19 protein-coding genes are annotated in these 20,815 nt (G+C 73.3%); 9 read left to right on the top strand and 10 right to left on the bottom strand.

Annotated elements, in window-relative coordinates; genetic code table 11:
* Positions 1–29: 29 nt before the first annotated feature.
* From NDW01_RS33800 to NDW01_RS33790, 3 genes are read right to left on the bottom strand one after another with little or no spacing between them, the layout of a single operon-like run.
* The gene (locus tag NDW01_RS33800) at positions 30–875 is read right to left on the bottom strand and encodes a DUF4097 domain-containing protein (protein WP_252828409.1); all 846 of its coding nucleotides are present in this window, start codon (positions 873–875) and stop codon (positions 30–32) included.
* Positions 872–1,522 (bottom strand): response regulator, encoded by a 651-nt coding sequence (locus tag NDW01_RS33795; RefSeq protein WP_252828408.1) that lies wholly within the window; start codon positions 1,520–1,522, stop codon positions 872–874. The genes NDW01_RS33800 and NDW01_RS33795 overlap by 4 nt, the downstream gene beginning before the upstream one ends.
* Positions 1,510–2,772: a sensor histidine kinase gene (locus tag NDW01_RS33790; protein WP_252828407.1), complete on the bottom strand. Its 1,263-nt coding sequence runs from the start codon at positions 2,770–2,772 to the stop codon at positions 1,510–1,512. The genes NDW01_RS33795 and NDW01_RS33790 overlap by 13 nt, the downstream gene beginning before the upstream one ends.
* Before the next feature lie 133 nt (positions 2,773–2,905).
* Between NDW01_RS33790 and NDW01_RS33785 the strand changes: the two genes are divergently transcribed.
* Positions 2,906–3,463 carry a hypothetical protein gene (locus NDW01_RS33785; protein ID WP_252828406.1) on the top strand — a complete coding sequence of 186 codons (558 nt, stop codon included), beginning with the start codon at positions 2,906–2,908 and terminating at the stop codon, positions 3,461–3,463.
* Between the two features lie 5 nt (positions 3,464–3,468).
* Here NDW01_RS33785 and NDW01_RS33780 read toward each other — a convergent pair whose 3' ends face one another.
* Positions 3,469–4,776, bottom strand: a complete 1,308-nt coding sequence (locus NDW01_RS33780) for a PucR family transcriptional regulator (protein ID WP_252828405.1) — start codon at positions 4,774–4,776, stop codon at positions 3,469–3,471.
* 178 nt (positions 4,777–4,954) lie between these two features.
* Between NDW01_RS33780 and qcrB the strand changes: the two genes are divergently transcribed.
* Positions 4,955–6,634, top strand: coding sequence for a cytochrome bc1 complex cytochrome b subunit (qcrB, locus tag NDW01_RS33775; RefSeq protein WP_454923426.1), 1,680 nt, complete (start codon positions 4,955–4,957; stop codon positions 6,632–6,634).
* Positions 6,635–6,645: 11 nt separating this feature from the next.
* On the opposite strand, the gene NDW01_RS33770 is transcribed toward qcrB, so the two are convergent.
* Complete coding sequence (locus NDW01_RS33770) at positions 6,646–7,452, bottom strand: trypsin-like serine peptidase (protein WP_252828403.1); 807 nt, start codon at positions 7,450–7,452, stop codon at positions 6,646–6,648.
* 347 nt (positions 7,453–7,799) lie between these two features.
* On the opposite strand from NDW01_RS33770, the gene NDW01_RS33765 reads away from it, so the two are divergent.
* Positions 7,800–9,143, top strand: coding sequence for a 6-phospho-beta-glucosidase (locus tag NDW01_RS33765; protein ID WP_252828402.1), 1,344 nt, complete (start codon positions 7,800–7,802; stop codon positions 9,141–9,143).
* Between the two features lie 170 nt (positions 9,144–9,313).
* On the opposite strand, the gene NDW01_RS33760 is transcribed toward NDW01_RS33765, so the two are convergent.
* The 4 genes from NDW01_RS33760 to NDW01_RS33745 all read right to left on the bottom strand — a co-directional run bounded on the left by NDW01_RS33760 (position 9,314) and on the right by NDW01_RS33745 (position 13,266).
* Positions 9,314–10,867, bottom strand: a complete 1,554-nt coding sequence (locus NDW01_RS33760) for a SagB family peptide dehydrogenase (RefSeq protein WP_252828401.1) — start codon at positions 10,865–10,867, stop codon at positions 9,314–9,316.
* A 65-nt stretch (positions 10,868–10,932) separates the two neighbouring features.
* Positions 10,933–11,559 (bottom strand): sulfotransferase family protein, encoded by a 627-nt coding sequence (locus tag NDW01_RS33755; RefSeq protein WP_252828400.1) that lies wholly within the window; start codon positions 11,557–11,559, stop codon positions 10,933–10,935.
* A 160-nt stretch (positions 11,560–11,719) separates the two neighbouring features.
* Positions 11,720–12,349, bottom strand: coding sequence for a sulfotransferase family protein (locus NDW01_RS33750; RefSeq protein ID WP_252828399.1), 630 nt, complete (start codon positions 12,347–12,349; stop codon positions 11,720–11,722).
* Positions 12,350–12,459: 110 nt separating this feature from the next.
* Positions 12,460–13,266 carry an alpha/beta fold hydrolase gene (locus NDW01_RS33745; protein WP_252828398.1) on the bottom strand — a complete coding sequence of 269 codons (807 nt, stop codon included), beginning with the start codon at positions 13,264–13,266 and terminating at the stop codon, positions 12,460–12,462.
* A 118-nt stretch (positions 13,267–13,384) separates the two neighbouring features.
* On the opposite strand from NDW01_RS33745, the gene NDW01_RS33740 reads away from it, so the two are divergent.
* A complete protein-coding gene (locus NDW01_RS33740; protein WP_252828397.1) occupies positions 13,385–14,257 on the top strand; it encodes an AraC family transcriptional regulator in 873 nt (290 codons plus the stop codon).
* 136 nt (positions 14,258–14,393) lie between these two features.
* On the opposite strand, the gene NDW01_RS33735 is transcribed toward NDW01_RS33740, so the two are convergent.
* The gene (locus tag NDW01_RS33735; RefSeq protein WP_252828396.1) at positions 14,394–16,100 is read right to left on the bottom strand and encodes an ankyrin repeat domain-containing protein; all 1,707 of its coding nucleotides are present in this window, start codon (positions 16,098–16,100) and stop codon (positions 14,394–14,396) included.
* Positions 16,101–16,264: 164 nt separating this feature from the next.
* Between NDW01_RS33735 and NDW01_RS33730 the strand changes: the two genes are divergently transcribed.
* The 5 genes from NDW01_RS33730 (at position 16,265) to NDW01_RS33710 (ending at position 20,791) form a co-directional block, all read left to right on the top strand.
* Positions 16,265–17,080 carry a DUF459 domain-containing protein gene (locus NDW01_RS33730; protein ID WP_252828395.1) on the top strand — a complete coding sequence of 272 codons (816 nt, stop codon included), beginning with the start codon at positions 16,265–16,267 and terminating at the stop codon, positions 17,078–17,080.
* Positions 17,081–17,114: 34 nt separating this feature from the next.
* Positions 17,115–18,014, top strand: coding sequence for a DUF459 domain-containing protein (locus NDW01_RS33725; protein ID WP_252828394.1), 900 nt, complete (start codon positions 17,115–17,117; stop codon positions 18,012–18,014).
* Positions 18,004–19,326: an acyltransferase family protein gene (locus NDW01_RS33720; RefSeq protein ID WP_252828393.1), complete on the top strand. Its 1,323-nt coding sequence runs from the start codon at positions 18,004–18,006 to the stop codon at positions 19,324–19,326. Before NDW01_RS33725 ends, NDW01_RS33720 begins: the two co-directional genes overlap by 11 nt.
* 107 nt (positions 19,327–19,433) lie before the next feature.
* Positions 19,434–19,676 (top strand): hypothetical protein, encoded by a 243-nt coding sequence (locus tag NDW01_RS33715; protein ID WP_252828392.1) that lies wholly within the window; start codon positions 19,434–19,436, stop codon positions 19,674–19,676.
* 236 nt (positions 19,677–19,912) lie between these two features.
* Positions 19,913–20,791 (top strand): 2-hydroxyacid dehydrogenase, encoded by an 879-nt coding sequence (locus tag NDW01_RS33710; RefSeq protein ID WP_252828469.1) that lies wholly within the window; start codon positions 19,913–19,915, stop codon positions 20,789–20,791.
* The last annotated feature ends 24 nt before the right edge of the window (positions 20,792–20,815 follow it).

Genomic DNA, 20,815 nt, shown 5'->3' with positions numbered 1-20,815 from the left:
ATCTTCCCCGGCTCGCCGGGGCGGATCGGTCAGGGGCGGGCGTAGCGGATCTCTATCGAGCCGGAGGAGGTCCGGGCGTCGATGCGGCGGGTGGCGGTGTCGTCGGCCAGCCCGCGCTCGACGGACGGGTCGCCGAACGACTTCGTGGTCACCTGGTAGCGCTGTCCCGGCGGCACGAAGACGGACAGCGCGCCGGAGCCGGCCCGCGCCGTGACCTCCTGCGGGGCGTCCGCGAAGGTCAGATCGAGGGCTCCGGACGACAACCCGGCGTCCACCCGGGGCGAACGGAGCCCCATCCCCTCGATGACGCCGGAGCCGGCGCGCGCCCAGACCGGCCCCGTCAGGTTCCGCATGGAGACGACGCCGGAGGTGGTCGACAGCCGCACGGGACCGGTGAGCCCCGTGGCGGCGACCTCGCCCGAGGTGGACGTCGCCCGCAGTGCCACACCGGCGGGGACGTGGACCTGGAGGCCGACGCTGCACGAGGAGCCGGACAACGGCACCCACGCCACGCACGCGCCCGTGAGCCGCAGCGTCGTGCCCTCCCAGGTCGCCTTGACGCGCGGCTTGCGCGTCACCCACCTCAGCGTCTGGTCCACCGTGACCCCGCCGGCGTCGCCGGCGGTGACCGACAGGTCACCGGCGCCGATGTCCACTTCCAGTGCCGTGATGGGGCGGGTGTCGGCCATGAGGCGACTCCGCTGTTTCTGGCTGACCAGCTTGCCCCAGATCTGCACGCCGTTCGGCACGACGACGACGAACGCGGTCAAGGCGGCCACGAATCTCCACAGCGTCCGGCGGCGCGGGCGCTGCGAGATCGCCTCGGTCGCCGGCTCCCGGGGAGCGGTCTGCGGTACTTCGGGGGATTCGATCACGACCCTCCTTCCAGGAAGCGGAGGACGGCGAGAACGCGGCGGTGATCCGCGGCCGCGCCGTCGACCAGGCCGAGCTTGGCGAAGATGTTGTTGATGTGCTTGGCGACGGCGCTCTCGCTGACCACCAGGGCCTGCGCGATGCCGCTGTTCGAACGGCCCTCGGCCATGAGCGCGAGCACGTCCCGTTCGCGCGGGGTCAGGGTCTCGAGGGGGTCGCTCTGCCGGCGTACGAGCAACTGGGCGACGACCTCCGGGTCGAGGGCGGTGCCACCGGACGCGACCCGGCGCAGCGCGTCGAGGAAGGACGAGACGTCGGCGACCCGGTCCTTCAGCAGGTAGCCGATGCCGCTGGTGTTGGCCGCGAGGAGGTCGGCGGCGTACCGCTCTTCGACGTACTGCGACAGCAGCAGCACGGCGACCTCCGGCCACTGGCGGCGGATGACGAGCGCCGCCCGTACTCCTTCGTCGGAGTAGCCGGGGGGCATCCGCACGTCCGCGATCACCAGGTCGGGCCGGTGCTCCTCGACCGCGGCGAGCAGGCCCTCGGCGTCGTCGGCCGCGGCGAGCACCTCGAACCCCGACGTCTCGAGCAGCTTGATCAACCCGGCTCGCAGCAGGACGGAATCCTCGGCGATCACAACGCGCACGGCAACTCCACGGTGATGACGGTCGGCCCCCCGGCCGGACTCGTGATCGCGAACGTACCGTCGACCGACGCCACGCGCTGGCGCAGACCTGTCAGGCCCGTGCCGCGCGAGGGCTCGGCGCCGCCGATCCCGTCGTCGATGATGGTCATCCGCAGGACGTCCTCCTCGCGGGCCAGTACGACCTCCGCGTGCGAGGCGCGGGCGTGCTTGGTCACGTTGGTGAGGGCCTCGGAGGCGACGAAGTACGCGATCGCCTCGACGGTCGGCGCGGGACGTTCGGGGACGTCGACCCGGAGCCTGACGGGCAGGGGGGCGCGGGCGGCGATGCCCGACAGCGCCGCGTCCAGGCCCCGGTCGTCGAGGACGGCCGGGTGCAGGCCCCGTACGACGTTCCGGAGTTCGGTGAGGGCCTCCTTGGCCTCGGAGTGCGCCTCGGCGATCACCTGCATGGCGTCGTCCGGGACGTCCGTGAGCGTCTCCCGCGCGAGGCCGAGGTTCATCGCGAGCGAGACGAGCCGCTGCTGCACGCCGTCGTGCAGGTCGCGTTCGATGCGGCGGCGTTCGGCGTCCGCCGCATCGACGACGCCGGCCCGCTTCTCGGCGAGGTCCTCGACCCGGCGTTCGAGCTCCTCGGTACGGCTCGGCCCGAGCAGCGCCAGCGCGGCGCGGGTGTCCAGGCGCGCCACCACCGCCGCGACGGCGGGGGTGACGATCAGGAGCAGGGCGCCGCACACGGTCAGGACGTTGATGAACTTCTGGTGCTCCGGGACGTAGAGGGGGCTGTACGGCGGCAGCGCCCACGCGTACGCGTACAGGCCCGCCAGGCCGAAGCCGGTCGCCCACATCACGACGACCAGCAGCCCGCCCCCGGCCAGGAGCGGACCGGCCAGCACGTGGTAGATCAGCGGCCGCCACGTCGTTCCGGAGCGGAGGGCGGCGCGGAGGTCGCGCCGGCCACGGGGCGGGGCGGGCACGTCGACGCCGAGCAGCCCCCAGAACCGGCTCCGCTGCAGGGCGCTCAGCGGCCGGAGCACGGCGATTGGCAGCGCGAGCGAGACCACGGTGGCGAGCAGGACCTCCGCCAGCGAGACGGGCCCGTCGACCCAGGGCAGGGCGAACAGCGACACCGCCAGGGCGTGGACGGGCACGCCCGCCGTGACGAACGTCGTGTTGCGCCATGCGCCGCGCGACCACGGAAGGTAGTCGGTCCAGGAGGGGGAGGCGCGGTTCGGGGCGACCGCAGAAGTCATGGGCCGACTCTATTTCGGGCGCCTCACGTCCTGCCATGGAGCAGGTGCCCGGCCGGGGGTGAAGCCAGCACCACCCCGAGGTCGGAAAGCCGCGTGACTGACGGTGACGTCCCCGATCGCGATGCTTGTGATCATGTCGCTCATCGCCGCCGCCCCGCCCCACCGGCCCCGTACCGACCCCCGGCCCCCGCGACCCCGCGTCACGCCGACCGGGCCCTGTATCGGCCGCCGGCCGACCGGCGCCCGCGTCGCCCCGCACGAGCCTCGTACCGTCCCCTCGGCCCGGGGCTCCCGGGTCGCGCCGCGTACTCGCGCGCGGTGGCCGAGGCGGCTGGGCCTCGGGTTGATCGGCGCGGGTGTGGCGCTCCTGCCCTGGCTGTTCGTGCTGGCCACGAGCCTGCCGGCGACGGCGACCGCCGCGCACTGGAAGGTCGCCTGGGTCGGGCTGGACACCCTGGAGGCGCTGTCCTTCGTCGCGACGGGCGTGCTGGTGATCCGGCGGGACGCGCGGGCGTGCCTGACCGCGATGGTCACCGCGACGCTGCTGGTCGCGGACGCGTGGTTCGACGTGTCCACCGCCGCGCCCGGCGCGGACCAGGTGACGGCGGTGGCGATGGCGGTGCTCCTGGAGGTCCCGCTGGCCGTGTTCTCCGTCGTCCTCGCCTTCCGCACGCTGCCCCGCCACCGGTGACGGGGTCAGCGGCGGAGGCTGATCACCTGGCCTTCGGCGGGTTCACGGGCGCGGTTGTCCTCCGACAGCAGGGCGCGGGCGCGCAGCACGATCTCCAGCTCGAACCGCAGGTCCGGGTCCTGCAGCTGGTCGCCGAACAGGTCGTCGAGCTGGCGCAGCCGGTACCGCACCGTCTGCGGGTGGACGTGGAGCCGTACGGCGACCTCGTTGGCGTTGCGCCCGGCCTGCAGCCACGCCAGCAGCGTCTCGGCCAGCCGGTCCTGCTGGCTGGGCCGCAGGTGGGCCAGGGGCGCGAGCTGCCGGGCGGAGAGGGCGGCGAGCAGCTCCTCGTCCTGGAAGAGGATGAGCGTGGACATGTGCTCGGCGCACCGTACGACGTCGGTGTCGGCGATGAGGCCGCGGCGTACGAGGTCGAGACCCTGGCGGGCCCAGCGCATCGACCGGGCCACCTCCGACATGCCGACGGTCGGGCCGACGACGGCGACCCAGTCGGTGAGGGCGGCGTCGAGCAGGCGGGCGCGCCCCGGCCCGTCGGGGTCGGGCACGATCAGGCAGGGCTTGGAGCGGCTGAGGTCGGCGAGGATGTCGGGCGGCAGGGCGGGCCGGCCGACGCCCTGGCGGCGTTCGTAGAGGGCGACGGCGGCGACCGTGCGCGGCACCGGCCACCGGGCGACGCGGGCGAGTTCGGTGACGTCCTCGGAGGAGGCGGGGGGCCGGGCGAGGAGCAGGTTGACGAGCTGGTTCCGGCGGCGGGTCAGCTCCCCGGCCACGGCGGCCTCGGCCTGGGCGTAGCCCTCGGCGGCCGCGGCGGCGACCTCGTCCTGGATCAGCATGACCGTCTCGCCGAGGACGCACAGCACCTGCGCGGAGAGCCCGAGCGGCCCGGCGTCGGCCGAGATCCGGCGCCAGACGGCCAGCCCGGCGACGCGGATCGCCGTCTGGAGGCCGTCGAGTCCGCGCCCTTCGCGGGCCACGCTGCGGCCGATCGCCCGGAAGAAGTCGGCGATGGGCTCGGCGTCGGGGTCGGCAGGACCGGGGGGACGCGCGGCGTCCCCGCTCCCGGCGAGGTGCGCGGCGTCCCCGCTCCCGGCGAGGTGCGCGGCGTCCTCGGTCGCGGCGAGACGCCTTAAGACCTCGTCGATCACCCGGTCGATGGCCGAGCGGATGACCGTCGCGAAGGCGTCATCCCAGCGGCGGGCGTACTCGGGGATCCGGTGGTGGATCTCCTCCATCATCTCGTCGGCCAGCCCTGGGGCGACCTTGGCGGCGAGTTCGGGTGGAATGTACGACCACGGCCGCCCTTCGTTCGTCACGCGGAACCTCCCCCAGCCCACGGCTGAGATCGCAAGTTACCGGTGAGAAGTGACTACTTGCACTAATTGTGCCAAAAGTGGCCATCTCAACTCCGTTGCGTTACCGGCCGGGGAGTAGAAGTGGGTGGAAGACCCGAATGCCGGGGCGGTCGGGGGGCCGCCAGAGCGGAGTGCGGCGATGGCCACGGTGCCGAAACCACTGTCCAGCGCGGGCCGAGCGGTCGACGAACGCGTCGGGGGCGCCCGTTTCTTTGCAAAAGCCTTGCGAAAGGTCTTTCCGGATCACTGGACCTTCCTGCTCGGCGAGGTCGCGATGTACTCGTTCTTCATCATCGTCGTGACCGGCGTCTTCCTGACCTTCTTCTTCAAACCGAGCATGCACGAGGTCATCTACAACGGCCGGTACATGCCGCTGCGCGGCGTCACGATGAGCGAGGCGTACGAGTCCACGATCCGTCTCAGCTTCGACGTGCGCGGCGGCCTGCTCATGCGGCAGATCCACCACTGGGCGACGGTCCTGTTCATCGGGGCCATCGTCGCTCACATGCTGCGCAACTTCTTCACCGGCGCGTTCCGCAAGCCACGGGAGATCAATTGGCTGATCGGCGTGGTGCTGTTCCTGCTCGCCCTCGTCAACGGGCTGTTCGGCTACTCGCTGCCCGACGACCTGCTGTCCGGCACCGGCCTGCGGATCCTCGAGGGCGTGCTCCTGAGCATCCCGATCGTCGGGACGTACCTGTCGATGTTCCTGTTCGGCGGCGAGTTCCCCGGCAACGTGATCATCCCAAGGCTGTTCACCATCCACATCCTGCTGATCCCGGGCATCCTCCTGGCGCTGATCCCCCTGCACGGGGTGATCCTCACCTGGCGGCAGACGCACACGCAGTTCCCCGGCAAGGGCCGCACCAACCGCAACGTCATCGGTAAGCCGATGTGGCCGGTCTTCTTCGCCAAGACCACGGCGTTCTTCCTGTGGGTCTTCGCGATCGTCGCATTGATGGCGACGTTCCTGCAGATCAACCCGGTGTGGCTGTTCGGCCCGTACACGCCCGCGGCCATCAGCGCGGGGTCGCAGCCGGACTGGTACATGGGCTTCCTGGAGGGCTCGCTGCGGCTCATGCCGAGCTGGGAGATCAACGCGTGGGGGCACACGCTGCCGATGAACGTCATCGTCCCGGCGCTGATCGTGCCCGGCGTGCTGTTCACCGGGCTCGCGGTCTACCCCTTCCTCGAACGCTGGGTCACCCGCGACTACGAGATCCACCATCTCCTCGACCGGCCGCGCGACGTGCCCGTGCGCACCGGCATCGGCCTGGCGGGCGCCGTCTTCTACGGCCTGCTGTGGGCGGCCGGCGCGAACGACATCATCGCCAAGACGTTCGAGATCCCGCTGTTCGCGACCACGTGGTTCTTCCGGATCATGGTGATCATCGGGCCGATCATCGCGTTCCTCGTCGCCCGGTGGATGTGCCTCGGCCTGCAGCGCCGGGAGCGGGACATGCTCGAACACGGCATGGAGAGCGGCATCATCAAACGGCTGCCCAACGGCGCGTACATCGAGGTCGAGACCCCGATCAACGAGACGGGCGCGGCGGTGGTCCTCGGCCGCCGGGCGCCGCCCGCGAAGGTGCTGACACTGGCGGAGGCCGACGAGCACGGCGTGCTGCCCAAGGCGGCCCACCGCCCCGCGAGCCGGATACGGGTGCGCCTGAACCACGCGTTCGTCGACGTGGTCCCGCCCCCGGACACCGCCTGGATCCGTACGGACGACGGCGAGGAGAGGCGCATCGCGATCACCGGCGGCGACGGCGAGCGCGCCCCGGCCAGGACCCCGGCCGGACGCGGCCGCTCCCACTGACCCGCCCGGCGCTACTGGGGGGAGGCGCTCTCCCGGACGGCTTCGTCGTAGAGGTGCTTGACATCGTCGTCGAAGTAGGAGCTGTAGGAGATGTCGTCCTCGTCGCCGCCCTCCTCCCGGCCGCCGATCACGCCCACGACCCGGCCGCCGCGGTCCGGGTCGAAGTCGGCGAGCCAGGGACTGCCGCTCGTGCCGGGGAAGTACCCGTTGCAGGCGAAGCGCAGCTGGTAGGTGTCCTCCTTGGCCGTGGCGTTCACGCAGGTGACGGGCTTGTCGGACCGCATCGGGTAGCCCGTGACCCGTACGACGTTGCGGAAGCCGGGGTCGATGCCGAGCGTGTTGACGCCGACGACGTCGCCGACGTTCCTGCCGTTTAGGGGCGCGACGATGGCGAAGCCGACGTCGAGGTCCTCGTCGGAGTCGTGCGCCCAGCGGGTGTCGACGAGCAGCGAGCGGATCTTCCAGACGCCGTACGGGGCCTTGCCGTCGTGGTAGCCGGGGACGAAGACGAGGTCGCTGGTGTAGTCGCTGCCCTTGCCGCCGTGCAGGCAGTGCGCGGCGGTGATGATCAGGTTGTGGTTCGGGCTGTCGACCGTGCTGCCGGTGCAGAAGTGCGTGCCCGAGGTGTCGTGGGAGAAGATCGCCCCGACGCGACGGCCCGCGGTGAGGGCCTTCGCGGTCGGCGTGCCCTTGGGGAGAGGTGTCGGGGTCGCGCTGGTCGGGGACGGTGATGGGGACGGCGTCTCGACGCTTCCGGCGCGCGCCGCGACGTGCGGCGTCCCTCCGCGGGCCTCGGTGCAGCCGGCCAGCAGAGCCACGGACGCCAACAAACACAACAATCTACGCATCGCACCCCCCTGCCGCGTTCTTTCCTTAGGGATAACCCTCGAAACTCCCCGCATCCTGGGGGCTTCCTGTGAGGTGTCCGAGTACGCAGCCCGACCGAACGATCACCGACGGTGACCTCGGCCGTTCCCGAGGCTAGCGGGCCGCCCCGCGCGCCGCTCCGGCGACCCCGGGGCCGGTCGTCCGCGCCGCGTGATCTCCGCGCCCGCCGCACCGGGTCGTCCGCGCCCGCGCGATCCCCGATCTCACCCGTGCCGGGTCGTCCGCGCCCGCGCGATCCTCGATCCGCGCGTCGCTCGCGCGGGTTAGCCTCGGGACCATGCGACTGACCATCCTCGGCGGCGGCGGGTTCCGGGTGCCGCTCGTCTACCGTGCGCTCCTGGCCGACCGCGGCAAGGGCCGCGTCACCGATGTGGTCCTGTACGACCTCGACCCCGCCCGCACGGCCGTGATCCGCCAGGTCCTCGCCGAGCAGGCCGCCGGCCACGCGGACGCCCCGGCGGTCACCGCGACGACCGACCTGGACGAGGCGCTGACCGGCGCGGACTTCGTGTTCTCCGCCATCCGCGTCGGCGGGCTCGCCGGCCGCGCGGCCGACGAGCGGCTCGCGCTCGACGAGGGCGTGCTCGGGCAGGAGACCGTCGGCGCGGGCGGCATCGCGTACGGCCTGCGCACGATCCCCGTCGCGGTGGACATCGCCCGCCGCGTCGCCGCCGTGGCACCGGACGCCTGGGTCATCAACTTCACCAACCCGGCGGGCACCGTCACCGAGGCGATGTCCCACCACCTCGGCGACCGCGTGATCGGCATCTGCGACTCGCCCGTCGGCCTTGGCCGCCGCGTCGCCGCCGCGCTCGGCGTGGACGCGGGCGCCGCCTGGTTCGACTACGTCGGGCTGAACCACCTCGGCTGGCTGCGCGCCGTCCGCGTCGAGGGCCGCGACGTGCTCCCCGACCTGCTGGCCGACGACGCGGCGCTGGCGTCGTTCGAGGAGGGCCGGCTGTTCGGCGGCGAGTGGCTGCGCGCGATCGGCGCGGTCCCCAACGAGTACCTGCACTACTACTACTTCGCGCGGGACGCCGTCGCGGCCGCCGGGAACGCCGAGCTCACCCGGGGCGCGCTCGTCCTGGACCAGCAGCGCGACTTCTACGCCCGTACGCCCGACTCGCCCGGCTCCGCGCTCGAAGCCTGGGAGGCCACCCGGATGGCCCGCGAGACCACGTACATGGCGGAGAACCGCGAGGCCGCCGGCGCGGGCGAGCGCGAGTCCTGCGACCTGGAGTCCGGCGGGTACGAGCACGTCGCCCTCGCGCTCATGCGCGCCATCGCCCACGACGAGCGCACCACCCTGATCCTCAACGTCCGGGGCCGGGGCGCCCTGCCGGGCCTGGACGACGACGCGGTCATCGAGGTGCCGTGCCTGGTCGACGCGAACGGCGCCCGGCCGGTCGCCTGCGCGCCGCTCGCCGACCACCAGCTCGCCCTCGTCACCACGGTCAAGGCGGTGGAGCGCGCCGTCCTGGAGGCCGCGACGACCGGCTCCCGCCCGGCCGCGCTGCGCGCCCTCGCCACCCACCCGCTGGTGGACTCCGTCTCTGTGGCGCGCCGCCTCCTGGAGCGGTACGAGGCCCGGTTCCCCGAGCTCGCCTACCTGCGCACCTGAGCCACCGCCGGCCCGCCCGCGCCCGCGGCCGGCGCGTCTCCGAGGTGAGCCCGCGACCGGCCCGGGCCGGGGACGGGCCCGCGGTCGGCCCGCGCTGGGGACGGGCCCGCGGTCGGCCCGGGCCGGGGACGACGCCGTCGGCCGGGTCCGTGCCCGGATACCGGGACGGCCTACTCGCGGCGTGACGTCACGACCCGGTCCAGGCGGGTCGGCCGGCCGGGCGGGCCGCCCGGCCTGGCCTGGTAGGCGGGGATCCCGACGGAGACGGCGAGCATGCACGACCCCCGGCCGCCGAACGCCGCCGCCACGTCGTCGTCGGTGAAGGTCAGGCCGGTGCCGCCGTACCCGAGGGCGAATGCGGCCAGCTGCAGCCGCCCGGCGGCCACCCCCGCCTCGAGCTGCGCGACGCGGTAGCCTCGGTCCCCGTACGCGTCGAGCACCCGGTCGAGGTCGGTGAAGATGTAGTCGGTGAAGGCCGCGTCGCCGGCCAGCGCCTGGTCCCGGCAGAGGTAGCGGCTCAGCCGCCGCACCGACGCCTCCGACGCGGTCCGGTACGGCTCCGAGCGTCCTCCGGTCCGGTCGTACAGCCCGGATTCCAGACCCCGGACCGCGTGGACGGTGAGCCGGTGGGAGAGCAGGGTCGACCCGGCCGGGAGGGCGTCGGCGGGCAGGGGCCGGCCGGCCACGGCCATGCTCCACTCCAGCAGTTCGGGCGGTACGAGGTCCGGCCGCATCCGCCGGGTGGACCCGCGCCGCAGGATCAGGGAGTCGATCGTCTCGTCCGGCGCGTTCGCGGGCGGTTCCACCGCGTCCGCGCCGCGCGTCCCGGCGGGCGCCGCCGCCCGCCAGGCCGTCACCTGCCCGGTCGTCGCGAGCTGCCCCGCCCGCTGGACCTCGGTGATGAGCGGCAGTTCGAGCGGGGCGGGGGCCGGGGGAGAGGCCGCCAGGTGCGGGGCCGGGCGCTCGCCGGGCGGAGTCGGCTCACCGAGACCGCCGATCGTGACCACCGCGATCGGGAACTCGGCGATACCGTCGATCCCGAGCCGCCGGCCCAGCGCCGAGTCCACGAACCCCAGCAGGACGTGCGCCCGCATGCCGTACGCCTCGGCGACCGTGAGGAGGTTGGCGAGCATGGTGCCCGCGTCCCAGTACACGTGCCGCCAGCCCCGCTCGCCGTACTTCCACGCGGTGCGCCAGGGAACGCCGGTGAGGACGAGGACGAGCGGGTCGGCCGCGATCTCCGGCGCGGCGGCGGCGTCGGCCAGGGCCGGGCGGTGGTCGCCCGTGGAAAGTTCCTCCAGGTCGAACACGTCCGGCGCGAAGTGGTAGAGCCCGGTCTCCAGTCCGGCGACGGCTCCCGCCGCGACGTACACCTCCACCGGGTGCCGGTTGCCCGCGGACGGCGCGGTACGGAACCAGACGGCCTGCTCCTGTACCTCCGCCCACCGCGTGACCCCCGCCGAGAGGAACAGCAGCCGGGCGAGGAACTCCAGGTCCACGCCGTTCCCGGCGGGCGGCACCCGCCCGGACAGCGCCGCGACCGCCGGCGCCCCTCCCGGGGGAAGGTCCGTGGGAAGGCCGAGGACCGGCGCGCCGGAGTAGCGCTTGAACGGGACGGGCCGGTTGGCCGGGTCGGACGGTATGAACCCGGGGACACTCGGCCGCGGCGGGCGTCCGGAGCCGAAGCCGGTCGCTTCGTGGTAAAGCCGGGCGAGCTCGCTCATCCGCGCTGTATACCCGTCGCGGACTCACCCCACAAGCGTCGAGGTCACGCGCCGGCCGGGACGCGTCATCGTCCCTGCCGCTGGGCGACCCGCTCGGCGAACTCCCGGCGGTCGTTGGTGCGGGGGAACGGCTCGCCGGGCACGGGTACGCCGAGGAAACGGCACAGCGGCTTCCAGCCCTGGCTGACGCGGAACTCCAGCAGCCGGCCGGCCGGGACCTCCCGGCGTACGGCGTCGTTGTGCTCGGTGAACACCGCCATCGCGTGCTCGGCGTCCTCGAACCGGCCGCCGAAGTCGCCCTCCCAGACCAGCCGGCGGACGAGCCGCCGCCGTCGTACGCCGACCGGATCGTCGGTGTGGATCGAGCCGGCGCGGTAGATGCTCTCGCGGGCGCTCTCGTACCAGCTCTTCGGGTCGCGGACGGTGAGGATCACCTTGGCCTCGGGGTAGTGCTCGACGAGCTCCCGCCAGAACGCGACGCCGGGCCAGTCGACGGTCGCGCGGTAGCCGCGGTAGACCTCGTCCCAGTTCCGGTCGCCGTTCTCGATCACCCGCGCCCACCGGTCGATCTGCTCCGGGTCGTCGATGATTTCGATCATGTGGTGGCAGGGCCCGAATCCGAGCCGTTCCAGCGCGAGCTTCAACGACAGCGTCCCCGTACGGCCGAATCCGGCCCCGATCACGTCCAGCACGGCGTCCCCCCGGGAGTGGCAGTTCCCGCTTGCGTTCTCCCCGGCCCGAAGAGGGGCGAATCAGGATGAATCCGCACTTCACGGGCCAAGTGACCCGGTCGCCCGGACGCACCGGCACCGCCCCCGGCCGGGCGGCCGGAGGCGGCGCCGGTGCGGTTCCTCAGTGGGCCCGCATCCGCTGGGCGACCCGGTCGGCGAACTCCTGCCGGTCATTGCTGCGCGGGAACGGCTCGTCGGGGACGGGCACGCCGAGGAAGCCGCAGAGCGGCTCCCAGCCGTCGCCGACCTGGAACTCCAGGAGCCGCTCGGCGGGGACCTCCCGGCGTACCGCCTCGTTGTGCTCGTTGAACACCGCGATGGCGTGGTCGGCGTCCTCGAACCGGCCTCCGAACTCGCGCTGCCAGATCATCTCGTCGATGAAATTCCGCCTTTTCGCGTCGAGGCCGTCGGGCATCGGGAGAGACCTGACGCGGTAGATGCTCCCGCGCACGCTCTCGTACCACTTCTGCGGGTCGCGGACGGTGAGGATCACCTTCGCCTGCGGGAAGTGCTCGATCAGCCGGCGCCAGTAGTGCGCTCCCGGCCAGTCGGTGGTCGCCCGGTAGCCGCGGTAGACCTCGTCCCAGTCCAGCGGCTCTCCGGTGGCGACGCGCGCCCACAGATCCGTCTGCTCGGCGTTGTCGACGAGTTCGGTCATGTGGTGGCAGGGAGCGAACCCGAGTCGTTCCAGTGCCAGTTTCAGCGAGAGGGTGCCGGTGCGTCCGAAACCGGCGCCGATGACCTCGATCATGACGCGTCCTTCCGTGGTGTCCGCCTGAGCGGCGGGTGGCAGTAAGGACAGTCAACGACTCATGCGCCAAAATTGACAAATTAAGTAATGGGCGCTCTTTCGGTCCGCGGTCAGTGGCCGAGGCGGGCGGCGAAGTCCTCCAACGCCGAGGCGACGGCGTCGGGCGCCTCCAGGGGCAGCAGGTGCCCGCTCTTCGCGACGACCTCGAACCGGGCGTCCGGGAGGTGGGGCAGGAGGTGCTCCCGCAGGACGGACGGCGGCTCGACCTGGTCGTTCTCGCCCGCCAGCACGAGAACCGGCACGTCGATCCGCCCGGCGACCGCCGAGACGTCCGCCGCGATCCCGCGCAGCGGCCACTCCTCACGCGCGTCCGCGTCACTCGCCAGGCTGTCGCGTACGACGGCGTCCCTGACGGCGGGGTCCAGCGGGACGGCGGCCAGGACGTGGTCGAGCGCCTGCCCCACGTTCTCCGCCGAGTCGTACGCGTGCGCGAGGACCTGCTGGTACTCGGGCGTCACCATGGCCGGCGGCTGCGGCGGCGCCGGGGCGACCAGCGCGATCCCGGCGAGCCCGGAGGGACGCCGGGCGGCGACGAGCTGGCTCACCTTCCCGCCCATCGAATGCCCGGCCAGGACGTACCGCTCCAGGCCGAGGCCCGCCACGACCTCGGCGACGTCGTCGGCGAGCCGGTCCAGGTCGTACGGGCCGGGCAGCCGCCGCGACGAGCTCCAGCCGCGCTGGTCGAAGCGCACGATGTCGCGCTCGGCCGGCAGCCGGTCCACGACAGCGTCCCAGGTCCGCGCGGACCCGCCCCAGTAGTGCAGCAGGACGAGTGTCGGACCGCCGCGCCCCTGCCGCCGTACGTCGATCGCCCCGCCGGTCACCGGCACGCTCGTGATTGTGGTTTCCGTCGTCACCGTGTTCTCCTCTGGAAAGCCGGACCGTCCGTTCCGGGCCGCCCGGGTCATGGCCTGACAGTCATCAAAGCTAGGCTCGGACCACGCGATAGGCACGGTGGAAAGGCGCGTCGCCATTGTGGAAAACGGTCAGCTCCCCGGCGTCCGGCAGCTGCGGTACTCCCCGGCCCCCGGGGCGGGCTTCGGCGTCGAGGCGCTGAGCTTCGCGCGGTTGCGGCACATGGACCCCGGTCGCCGGCGCACCCGGCCGCAGCGCCCTGACTTCCACGTCCTCGCCCTCGTCCGCTCGGGAACCGGACGGCACACGGCCGACTTCGTCGACCACGACCTGGCCGAGCGGAGCGTCGTGTGGATCCGGCCCGGCGTCGTGCACCGCTGGACCGACGTGGAGGGCCTCGACGGCCCGCTCATCCTGTTCGAGCAGGGTTTCCTGCCCGCCGGTCCGGCCGCCCGCGCGGCGGCGGACGCCTTCGCGCCGACCACCCGTCACCTGGACGCCGCCACGTGGGAGCTGAGCCTGCGGGCGGCGGACCACCTGGCCCGGGAGCACGAGGCCGCCGTCGCCGATCCGCGCCTGGCCGCGCCGTCGGTGCTCGCCCACCTGCTCGCGGCCCTCGTCCTCCGGGTCGTCCCGGCCGAGCCGGCGATCCCGGTCGCGGCCGAGGACCACACCGTCTTCCGCCGCTACCGCGCCGCCGTCGAGGAGCACTTCACCCGGTGGCACCAGGTCGGCGACTACGCCCGCGCGCTCGGCTACGGCACCCGCACCCTGACCCGGGCCACCCGCGCCGACGCCGGCGTGGGCGCCAAGCGGTTCCTCGACCAGCGGATCCTGCTGGAGGCCAAACGCCTCCTCGCCCACACCGACCTGCCCGTCGCCCGCTGCGCCGAACGCCTCGGCTTCGACGACCCCGCGAACTTCACCGCGTTCTTCCAGCGCCAGGAGGGCCTGTCACCCGGCCGCTGGCGCACCGCCCGCAGCGGCCGCTGACCCTCCGGCGGCATCAGTGCGGCATCGCCCGGGCGTACTCCTCGACCAGGGCCGCCCACCGCTCGACGCCTGCCGGCTCACCGCTCTCCTCGCTCCTCCGCCTCATTCGCCGGTACCGGCCCGCGACCGACCGGCCTCAGTCCTCCTCGGGCACGCGGACCCAGCGCCGGGGCGATCCCTTCAGCATCCTGGCGTCCTCGGGCCGTACGCCGGCCGTTCCCGCGACGAAGGCCAGCTCGCTCCCACGCGTGAACCCGCGCTGCTTGTCCCAGAACCGGTACAGCCAGTGCTCGTACGGCGCGTCCGAACCCGGTTCGAAGAACTCGTAGTCGAATCCGACCTCCTCGTCCCGGATCACGCAGCCGTACCGCCCGCCCTTGGGATTGAAGAACACGCCGCCGGCCACGGTGCCGCGCGACAGCGGGAGCAGGAAGTCCCGCCTCGAGGGCAGGTAGCCGTTCGGCTGGCTGATGACGCAGCCGCCCGGCACCGCGGTGACGCCGACGTACTGGAGCGCCTCTTCGAAGTCGTACGGGTCGAAGCCGCCCGGTCCGGTGCCGTACGGGCCGGGCTCCCGCTCCAGGTCGAGCACGGGGCAGTCCTCCGGGTGCGCGCCGAGCCGCCGGATGACCTCCTCCTCGTCCAGACCGCCGACGAACGCCGCTCCCAGCCCGTCGGTGTCGACGTGCCGGAACACGCGGATGAGCCGGTCCGCCTCCTCCTGCGCGGCGCGTTCGGCTCTGGTCAGCGGCTTCACGTCCGGCCGCCCTTCGAACAGGGACGCCAGCGGCGTGACCAGCGCCAGCCGGCCGACGGTGCCGCCGGTCCCCAGGCTCGCCGCCGGATCCGCCCCCGCGCCGAGCAGGACCGCGGCGTTGGCCAGCCTGCCGTGGCGGACGGCCGCGTACAGCGGGGGAAAGCCCTTCTGGTCGGGAAGGTCGACGTCGCCGACGTGGCGGACCAGCTCGGCCACGACCTCCGCGCTCCCGTCGGCGGCGGCCCGGTGCAGCGGCGTGCCGTGATAGCCGAGGTCCGCCTCCGGCTCGGCGCCGCCGGTCAGCCGCGCCTTGATGAGCCGCAGGTCCTTCCAGTCGTCGTCCTCCGTGGGCCATTCGGCGCGCGGCGCGTACCGGTCCTCTTCGTCGGGCTTCTGCGGCCCCGCCCCGCGCCGCGCCGCAACGGTGAGCGTGGCCGTGCCCATCATTCCCCCGTGGCCGCTCATCGTGATCGTCCCGACCAGCCTGCCGAGACCCCGCTCAGGCGGCCGTAGGCTCGGCCAGATCTCCACCGCGCGTGAGGCCGCCTCGATGATCTCGTCCATGTCGATCTCGACACGCGTCTCCGGCACCTCTTCATCCGGCCACTGGACGACGAGCTCGGCCGGTCCCGCCGGTGGCAGCCCGCTGAGCAGCAGGTCGACGGTGTAGTGGAACCCGCCTCCGCCCGAACCGTGCGTCGGCCGCAGGCTGAGCCGTTCGGCCCCGCCGTACGGGTCGCCGTCCAGCGTGGTCACCCGCAGTCCGTCGCCGAAGAGCAGCCCGACGTGCAGGGCACCCGCCTTCGGGCGGCCGTGGTGCGGGAACGCGCGTCGCCTCGCGGTCCGGATCCGCCGGGCGAACACCGCCAGGTGGACGGTCACGCAGTCGGGCCACACCGAGAAGCCGTGCAGCATCACGCGGACGTACGGCCCGGCGCCGACCTCACGTCCCACCGGCACCGTCGCCGGCAGGAACCAGTCCGACGGCGGCCTGTTCGCGCCCGGCGTGAGCGGACCCAGCTCCCTGAACTCCGGCTGCGGCTCTTCCGGCGGGTCCGGCACGATCAGATCGTCGAAGAAGCCCATGCAGGCGATTTTGCCGGAACGACCGACAGAATCGCGGCGGCCGGGACCCGGCTCGCCCTGGGTCTCGATGTTTGCCAAGCCATCGGCTACCGCACGGATTACGCATGATCACACTCGGCAACGTCTCCACCTGATCTTGTGGAGGACGGCCTGGCGGGGGCGACGTGGGAATCATCAGGTCGATCGGTGCGGGTGCCGTCGCGGTGCTGCTCGGAGGTGCCGCCGGCTGCGGTCACCCGGTCGCCAAGGCCCCGCCGGCCGGCGGAGCGGCGCAGGCGGTCGCTCCGCCGCTGGGCACGCAGGGCCCGGCGCCACGGGCCGACGGGCTCACGGTCCTCGTCGTGGGCGACTCATGGGCGCGCAACCTCGGCGTCGGCATGGCGAACGCGGGCAGGGGCCGCGGCTACACGGTGGTCAACGCGGCCCAGGGCGGCTGCGGCATCATGCTGCCCACCAAGGAGGCGCCCGGTGGCCGGCTGACCGAGACCCGGCCCGCGTGCCGGACCTGGCCCGAGCAGTGGCCCCGGCTCGTCGAGCGGTACCGGCCGCAGGCGGTGGTGCTGTACACCGCGTACTGGGACCAGACGCCCCAGGTCATCGACGGCGGCAGGCCGCGCGACCTCGGCGATCCGGTGTTCCGGCAGCGGTACCAGGCCGACATGGACCGGGCGATCGGGCTGCTGCGCGCCCATGGCGCGGCGGTGTTCGTGGGCACCGCGGTGCTGGGCAAGGGCGCCGAGGCCCGTACGGCCCGGGAGATGAACCGGCAGGTGGAGACGGTCGTGCAGCGGAACGCCCGGCGCGGCGTCCACCTGCTCGACGTACGGCGTCAGCTGTGCGTGAGCGACGACTGCCCGGCCCGCATCCGCGGCGTGGACGTCTACGACGAGACCGGCCATCCGACCGCTCCGGCCCACGACCGGCTCGGCAACTGGATCCTCACCACCCTGTGGACGGCCGCCGGCCACCGGGCCCGGTGACCCGCACGCTCGCTGGAGAAGGGAAGTCCCCGTGATGGGCACGACGAGCCGGGTGATCCTGTGCCTGGCGGCGGCCGGCTGCTGCGCGCTCGGCCTGTCGCCGGCAGGCGGCACGAGCGACGCGGCGACGCGACCGCCCGCCGGATCGCCCGTGCGACCGCCCGCCGGGCCGTCCGTACGACCGCCCGCCGGACCGCGGGTCGGCCCGAACGTCCCGCCGCTGGGTGACGCGGCGCTGCGCCCGGAGGTCAGGGACCTGCGGGTCCTCGTGGTCGGGGACTCCTGGGGCGGAACCCTCGGCAACGGCATGGAGAAGCTCGCCAACGCGGCTCCGGACCGGCACATCGTCGTGGTCAAGGCGGCCCGCGGCGGCTGCGGCATCATGCAGCCCGCCAGGGTGGAGATCTCGAACCAGCTGGTCGCCAAGCCGGAGTGCAACGACTGGCCGGAGCACTGGCGGGGCCTGGTGGCCAGGGTCCGGCCGGACGCGATCCTCCTCGAAACGGGGATCTACGACGCGCACACCCGGCAGCAGCTTCCCGGCCAGGACGGGCCGACCTCGATCACCGACCCGGTGTTCCGGGCGCGGTTCGGCGCCCAGGTCGACCGGGCCGTCCGCGTCCTCGGGTCCGGCGGGGCGCGGGTCTTCCTGACGACCGTCACCGACCTCGCGAAGCCGTACTGGAACGAGGTCAACGGGCGCTGGTCGAATCTGATGAACGCCGCCCTGCGCGCCGCGGCGGCCCGTAACCCGGGCGTCCGGCTGCTCGACCTGCACGGCCAGATGTGCACCGGCGACCGGGACTGCCCGCGGGTGATCTCCGGCATCGACGTCTACGACGAGACGGGCCATCCGACCCCTACGGCCCGCGACCGGCTCGCCGCGTGGCTCCTCAACGCGATCCACGCCGACCTGCACGCCCATGCGTCCTGACGGCGGCCCGCGACGCCGCGGCCCGGTCCGGGATCGCGCTCCGGCCCGCCCGGCGCGCCTCTCCGTCCCGTACGGCGCCGGCGGCTCCCGGCTCCGCGAGCAGCCGATGGTCCGCGCCGATCGGGGACGGCGTACGGGCGCGCCGCACCTCCCGGCGGTGGACGGGCTGCGCGCGCTGGCCGTACTCGGGGTGATCGCCTACCACTTCGGCCTGCCGCTGCGCGGCGGGTTCCTGGGCGTCGACCTGTTCTTCGTCATCTCCGGTTACGTGATCACCCGGCTCCTGCTCGCCGAGCGGGCGCGCACCGGGACCACGCGGCTGGCGGTGTTCTGGGCGCGGCGGGCCCGTCGCCTGTTCCCGGCCGTGCTGACGGTGCTGGTCGTGGTCCAGGCGTGGATGCACCTGGGCGCCGGTGGACCGATGCGCCACACCGTCAACGCGCAGACGCTCGCCGCGCTGGTGTACGGCTCCAACTGGTATTCGATCTTCGCGGAGGTCGGCTACTGGGGCGTCCCCGTCGACCGGGCGCCGCTCAACCACCTGTGGTCGCTGGCGGTCGAGGAGCAGTACTACCTCGTATGGCCGCTGCTCTTCGTCGCGCTGGCCGGGGTCCTCGGCTCCCGGCGGGTGCTGGCGGGCGCCGCCCTGCTCGGCGCCGGGTGCGCGTACACGGCGATGCACCTGTTCTTCGTCCCGGGCGCGCCGGACCGCGCCTACCTGGGCACCGACTGCCGCGCCGGCGGGCTGGCCCTGGGCGCCCTGCTCGCCGTCCTCACCACCTCGGCGGCGGTCGTGGATCGCAGGCTGCCCGCGCGCGTCACCGCCCCGGCGGGCGTCCTCGCCGCCGCCTGCCTCGCCTGGCTCTGGTCCACCGCGGACCTGGGCGGCCGCGCCCTGTACACCTGGCAGCTGCCCGTCGCCGGGGTCGCGGCGGCGACGCTCATCGGCTCCCTCGTCCTCACCGGGGACGGGCTTCCCGCGCGGATCGCCGGCTCCCGGCCGTTCGTCGCCATCGGCAAGGTGAGCTATTCGCTCTACCTCTGGCACTGGCCGATCTGGGTCTTCCTCGCCGTGCGATTCCCCCAATGGCCCGCCGTCGATCGCGTCATCGCGGCCGCGATCGCCACGGCGGTTCTCGCGACCGCCTCGTACCATCTGGTGGAGAATCCCCTGCGGCACAGCCGAAAGCCGATGAAGGTGATGGCTCCCGCATTCCTGGCGGTCGCCGCGGTCGTCGCCTGCGCGGCGGTTCTCCTCCAGCCCCCGGCTCCCGTCGAACAGCGCGACGACGTGCAGGTCAGCGGGCCGTAGCGAACGTTTAAGCGGGGCTGAGATCCCTTGACCGAAACGCCATTCAATTCGGCCTCGCCGACTGGCTACCGTGCCAGAGGAAATCGATCGAACGGAGGGCTGTGACCATGCGAATCTCACGAATGCAGAGCGCCGGAATGGCGTTCGCGGCGATGACGACCGCCATTGTCGCCTCGGCGGGCGGAGCGGCCGCAGCGGGCGGTGTCCGGCAGGAAACGGGCGGGATCTGCCAGTCCGTCGCGGGCATCAACGCGTACGCCCGGGACAACGGGTTCACGCCACGCTATGTCGCGGAGATGTGCAACCGGAACGCGGGGACGCACTGGAACCCGGCGGACTTCGCGGGCTGACCGGGCGCCGTCCATCGCGACCTCCGGTGTTCCGCGCGCGGTTCGACGCGCAGCTCGACCGGGCCGTCCGCGTCCTCGGCGCGGGCGGGGCCCGCGTCGTCCTGACGACCGTCCCCGACGACGCCGAGCCGTGCGGGAACGAGCTCAACGGGCGCTGGTCGAACGTCGTACGAGAAGATGAGCGCGTGAGTGCCCCACCCGACACGCTCGTCCCCTGGCCGCACGTCGCCGACCTGATGGGCGGCTGGCCCGGCTCGCTGACCGTCGAGATCTACGACGGCACGGGCCCGGCCCCGGCGGACCTGTCCGAGGTCCGGTTCTACGTGCTCCCGTACGCGAAGGGACCCGGCACCCTCGACCTCCTGAGCGGCATGCCGAAACTGGAGGCCGTGCAGAGCCTCAGCGCCGGCGTCGACGCCCTGCTGCCGCACGTGCCGCCGGACGTCACGGTGTGCAACGGCCGGGGCCTGCACGACGCCGGCGTCGCCGAACACGTGCTCGGCCTGATCCTCGCCGCGCAGCGCGAGCTGCCCCGCTGGGTCCGCGACCAGGACGAAAAGCGCTGGCGGCCGCACTTCACCCGTTCGCTCGCCGGTTCGCGGGTCCTCCTGCTCGGGTACGGCTCGATCGCCGCCGCCGTCGAGGCCCGGCTGCTGCCCTTCGAGGTCGAGGTACGGCGCGTGGCCCGCCGCGCCCGCCCGGCCGAGTCGGTGCACGGCGTCGGCGAACTACCGGACCTGCTGCCGCACACGGACATCGTCGTGTCCACCCTGCCGCTCACCGCCGGGACCACCGGCCTCCTCGACGCCCGCCTGCTCGCCGCCCTGCCCGATGACGCGCTCGTCGTGAACGTCGGCCGCGGCGGCACGATCGACACCGCCGCCCTCCTCGCCGAGACCGGATCGGGCCGGCTCCGCGCCGCCCTCGACGTCACGGACCCCGAGCCGCCCCCGCCCGGCCACCCCCTCTGGTCGGCGCCGAACGTCCTGATCACCCCGCACGTGGCCGGCGGCTCCGCGACGTTCTACCCGCGCGCCGAACGCCTGATCGCCGAGCAGCTGCGCAGGTTCGCCGCCGGAGAGCCGCTCCTCAACCAGGCCACCCGCCCGGCCTGACCGACGCGTACGCCACCACCGGCC

This window comes from Actinoallomurus soli, from assembly GCF_024055715.1.
Taxonomy (GTDB): Bacteria; Actinomycetota; Actinomycetes; order Streptosporangiales; family Streptosporangiaceae; genus Actinoallomurus; species Actinoallomurus soli.
This window is presented reverse-complemented; position numbering and strand designations above follow the sequence as displayed.

Bases quoted from the DNA above. Each gene is read 5' to 3' on its own strand.
- NDW01_RS33790 (WP_252828407.1), bottom strand. From the start codon at position 2,772: ATGACTTCTGCGGTCGCCCCGAACCGCGCCTCCCCCTCCTGGACCGAC.
- NDW01_RS33785 (WP_252828406.1), top strand. From the start codon at position 2,906: ATGTCGCTCATCGCCGCCGCCCCGCCCCACCGGCCCCGTACCGACCCC.
- qcrB (WP_454923426.1), top strand. From the start codon at position 4,955: ATGGCCACGGTGCCGAAACCACTGTCCAGCGCGGGCCGAGCGGTCGAC.
- NDW01_RS33765 (WP_252828402.1), top strand. From the start codon at position 7,800: ATGCGACTGACCATCCTCGGCGGCGGCGGGTTCCGGGTGCCGCTCGTC.
- NDW01_RS33760 (WP_252828401.1), bottom strand. From the start codon at position 10,867: ATGAGCGAGCTCGCCCGGCTTTACCACGAAGCGACCGGCTTCGGCTCC.
- NDW01_RS33750 (WP_252828399.1), bottom strand. From the start codon at position 12,349: ATGATCGAGGTCATCGGCGCCGGTTTCGGACGCACCGGCACCCTCTCG.
- NDW01_RS33735 (WP_252828396.1), bottom strand. From the start codon at position 16,100: ATGGGCTTCTTCGACGATCTGATCGTGCCGGACCCGCCGGAAGAGCCG.
- NDW01_RS33725 (WP_252828394.1), top strand. From the start codon at position 17,115: ATGGGCACGACGAGCCGGGTGATCCTGTGCCTGGCGGCGGCCGGCTGC.
- NDW01_RS33720 (WP_252828393.1), top strand. From the start codon at position 18,004: ATGCGTCCTGACGGCGGCCCGCGACGCCGCGGCCCGGTCCGGGATCGC.
- NDW01_RS33715 (WP_252828392.1), top strand. From the start codon at position 19,434: ATGCGAATCTCACGAATGCAGAGCGCCGGAATGGCGTTCGCGGCGATG.
- NDW01_RS33710 (WP_252828469.1), top strand. From the start codon at position 19,913: ATGGGCGGCTGGCCCGGCTCGCTGACCGTCGAGATCTACGACGGCACG.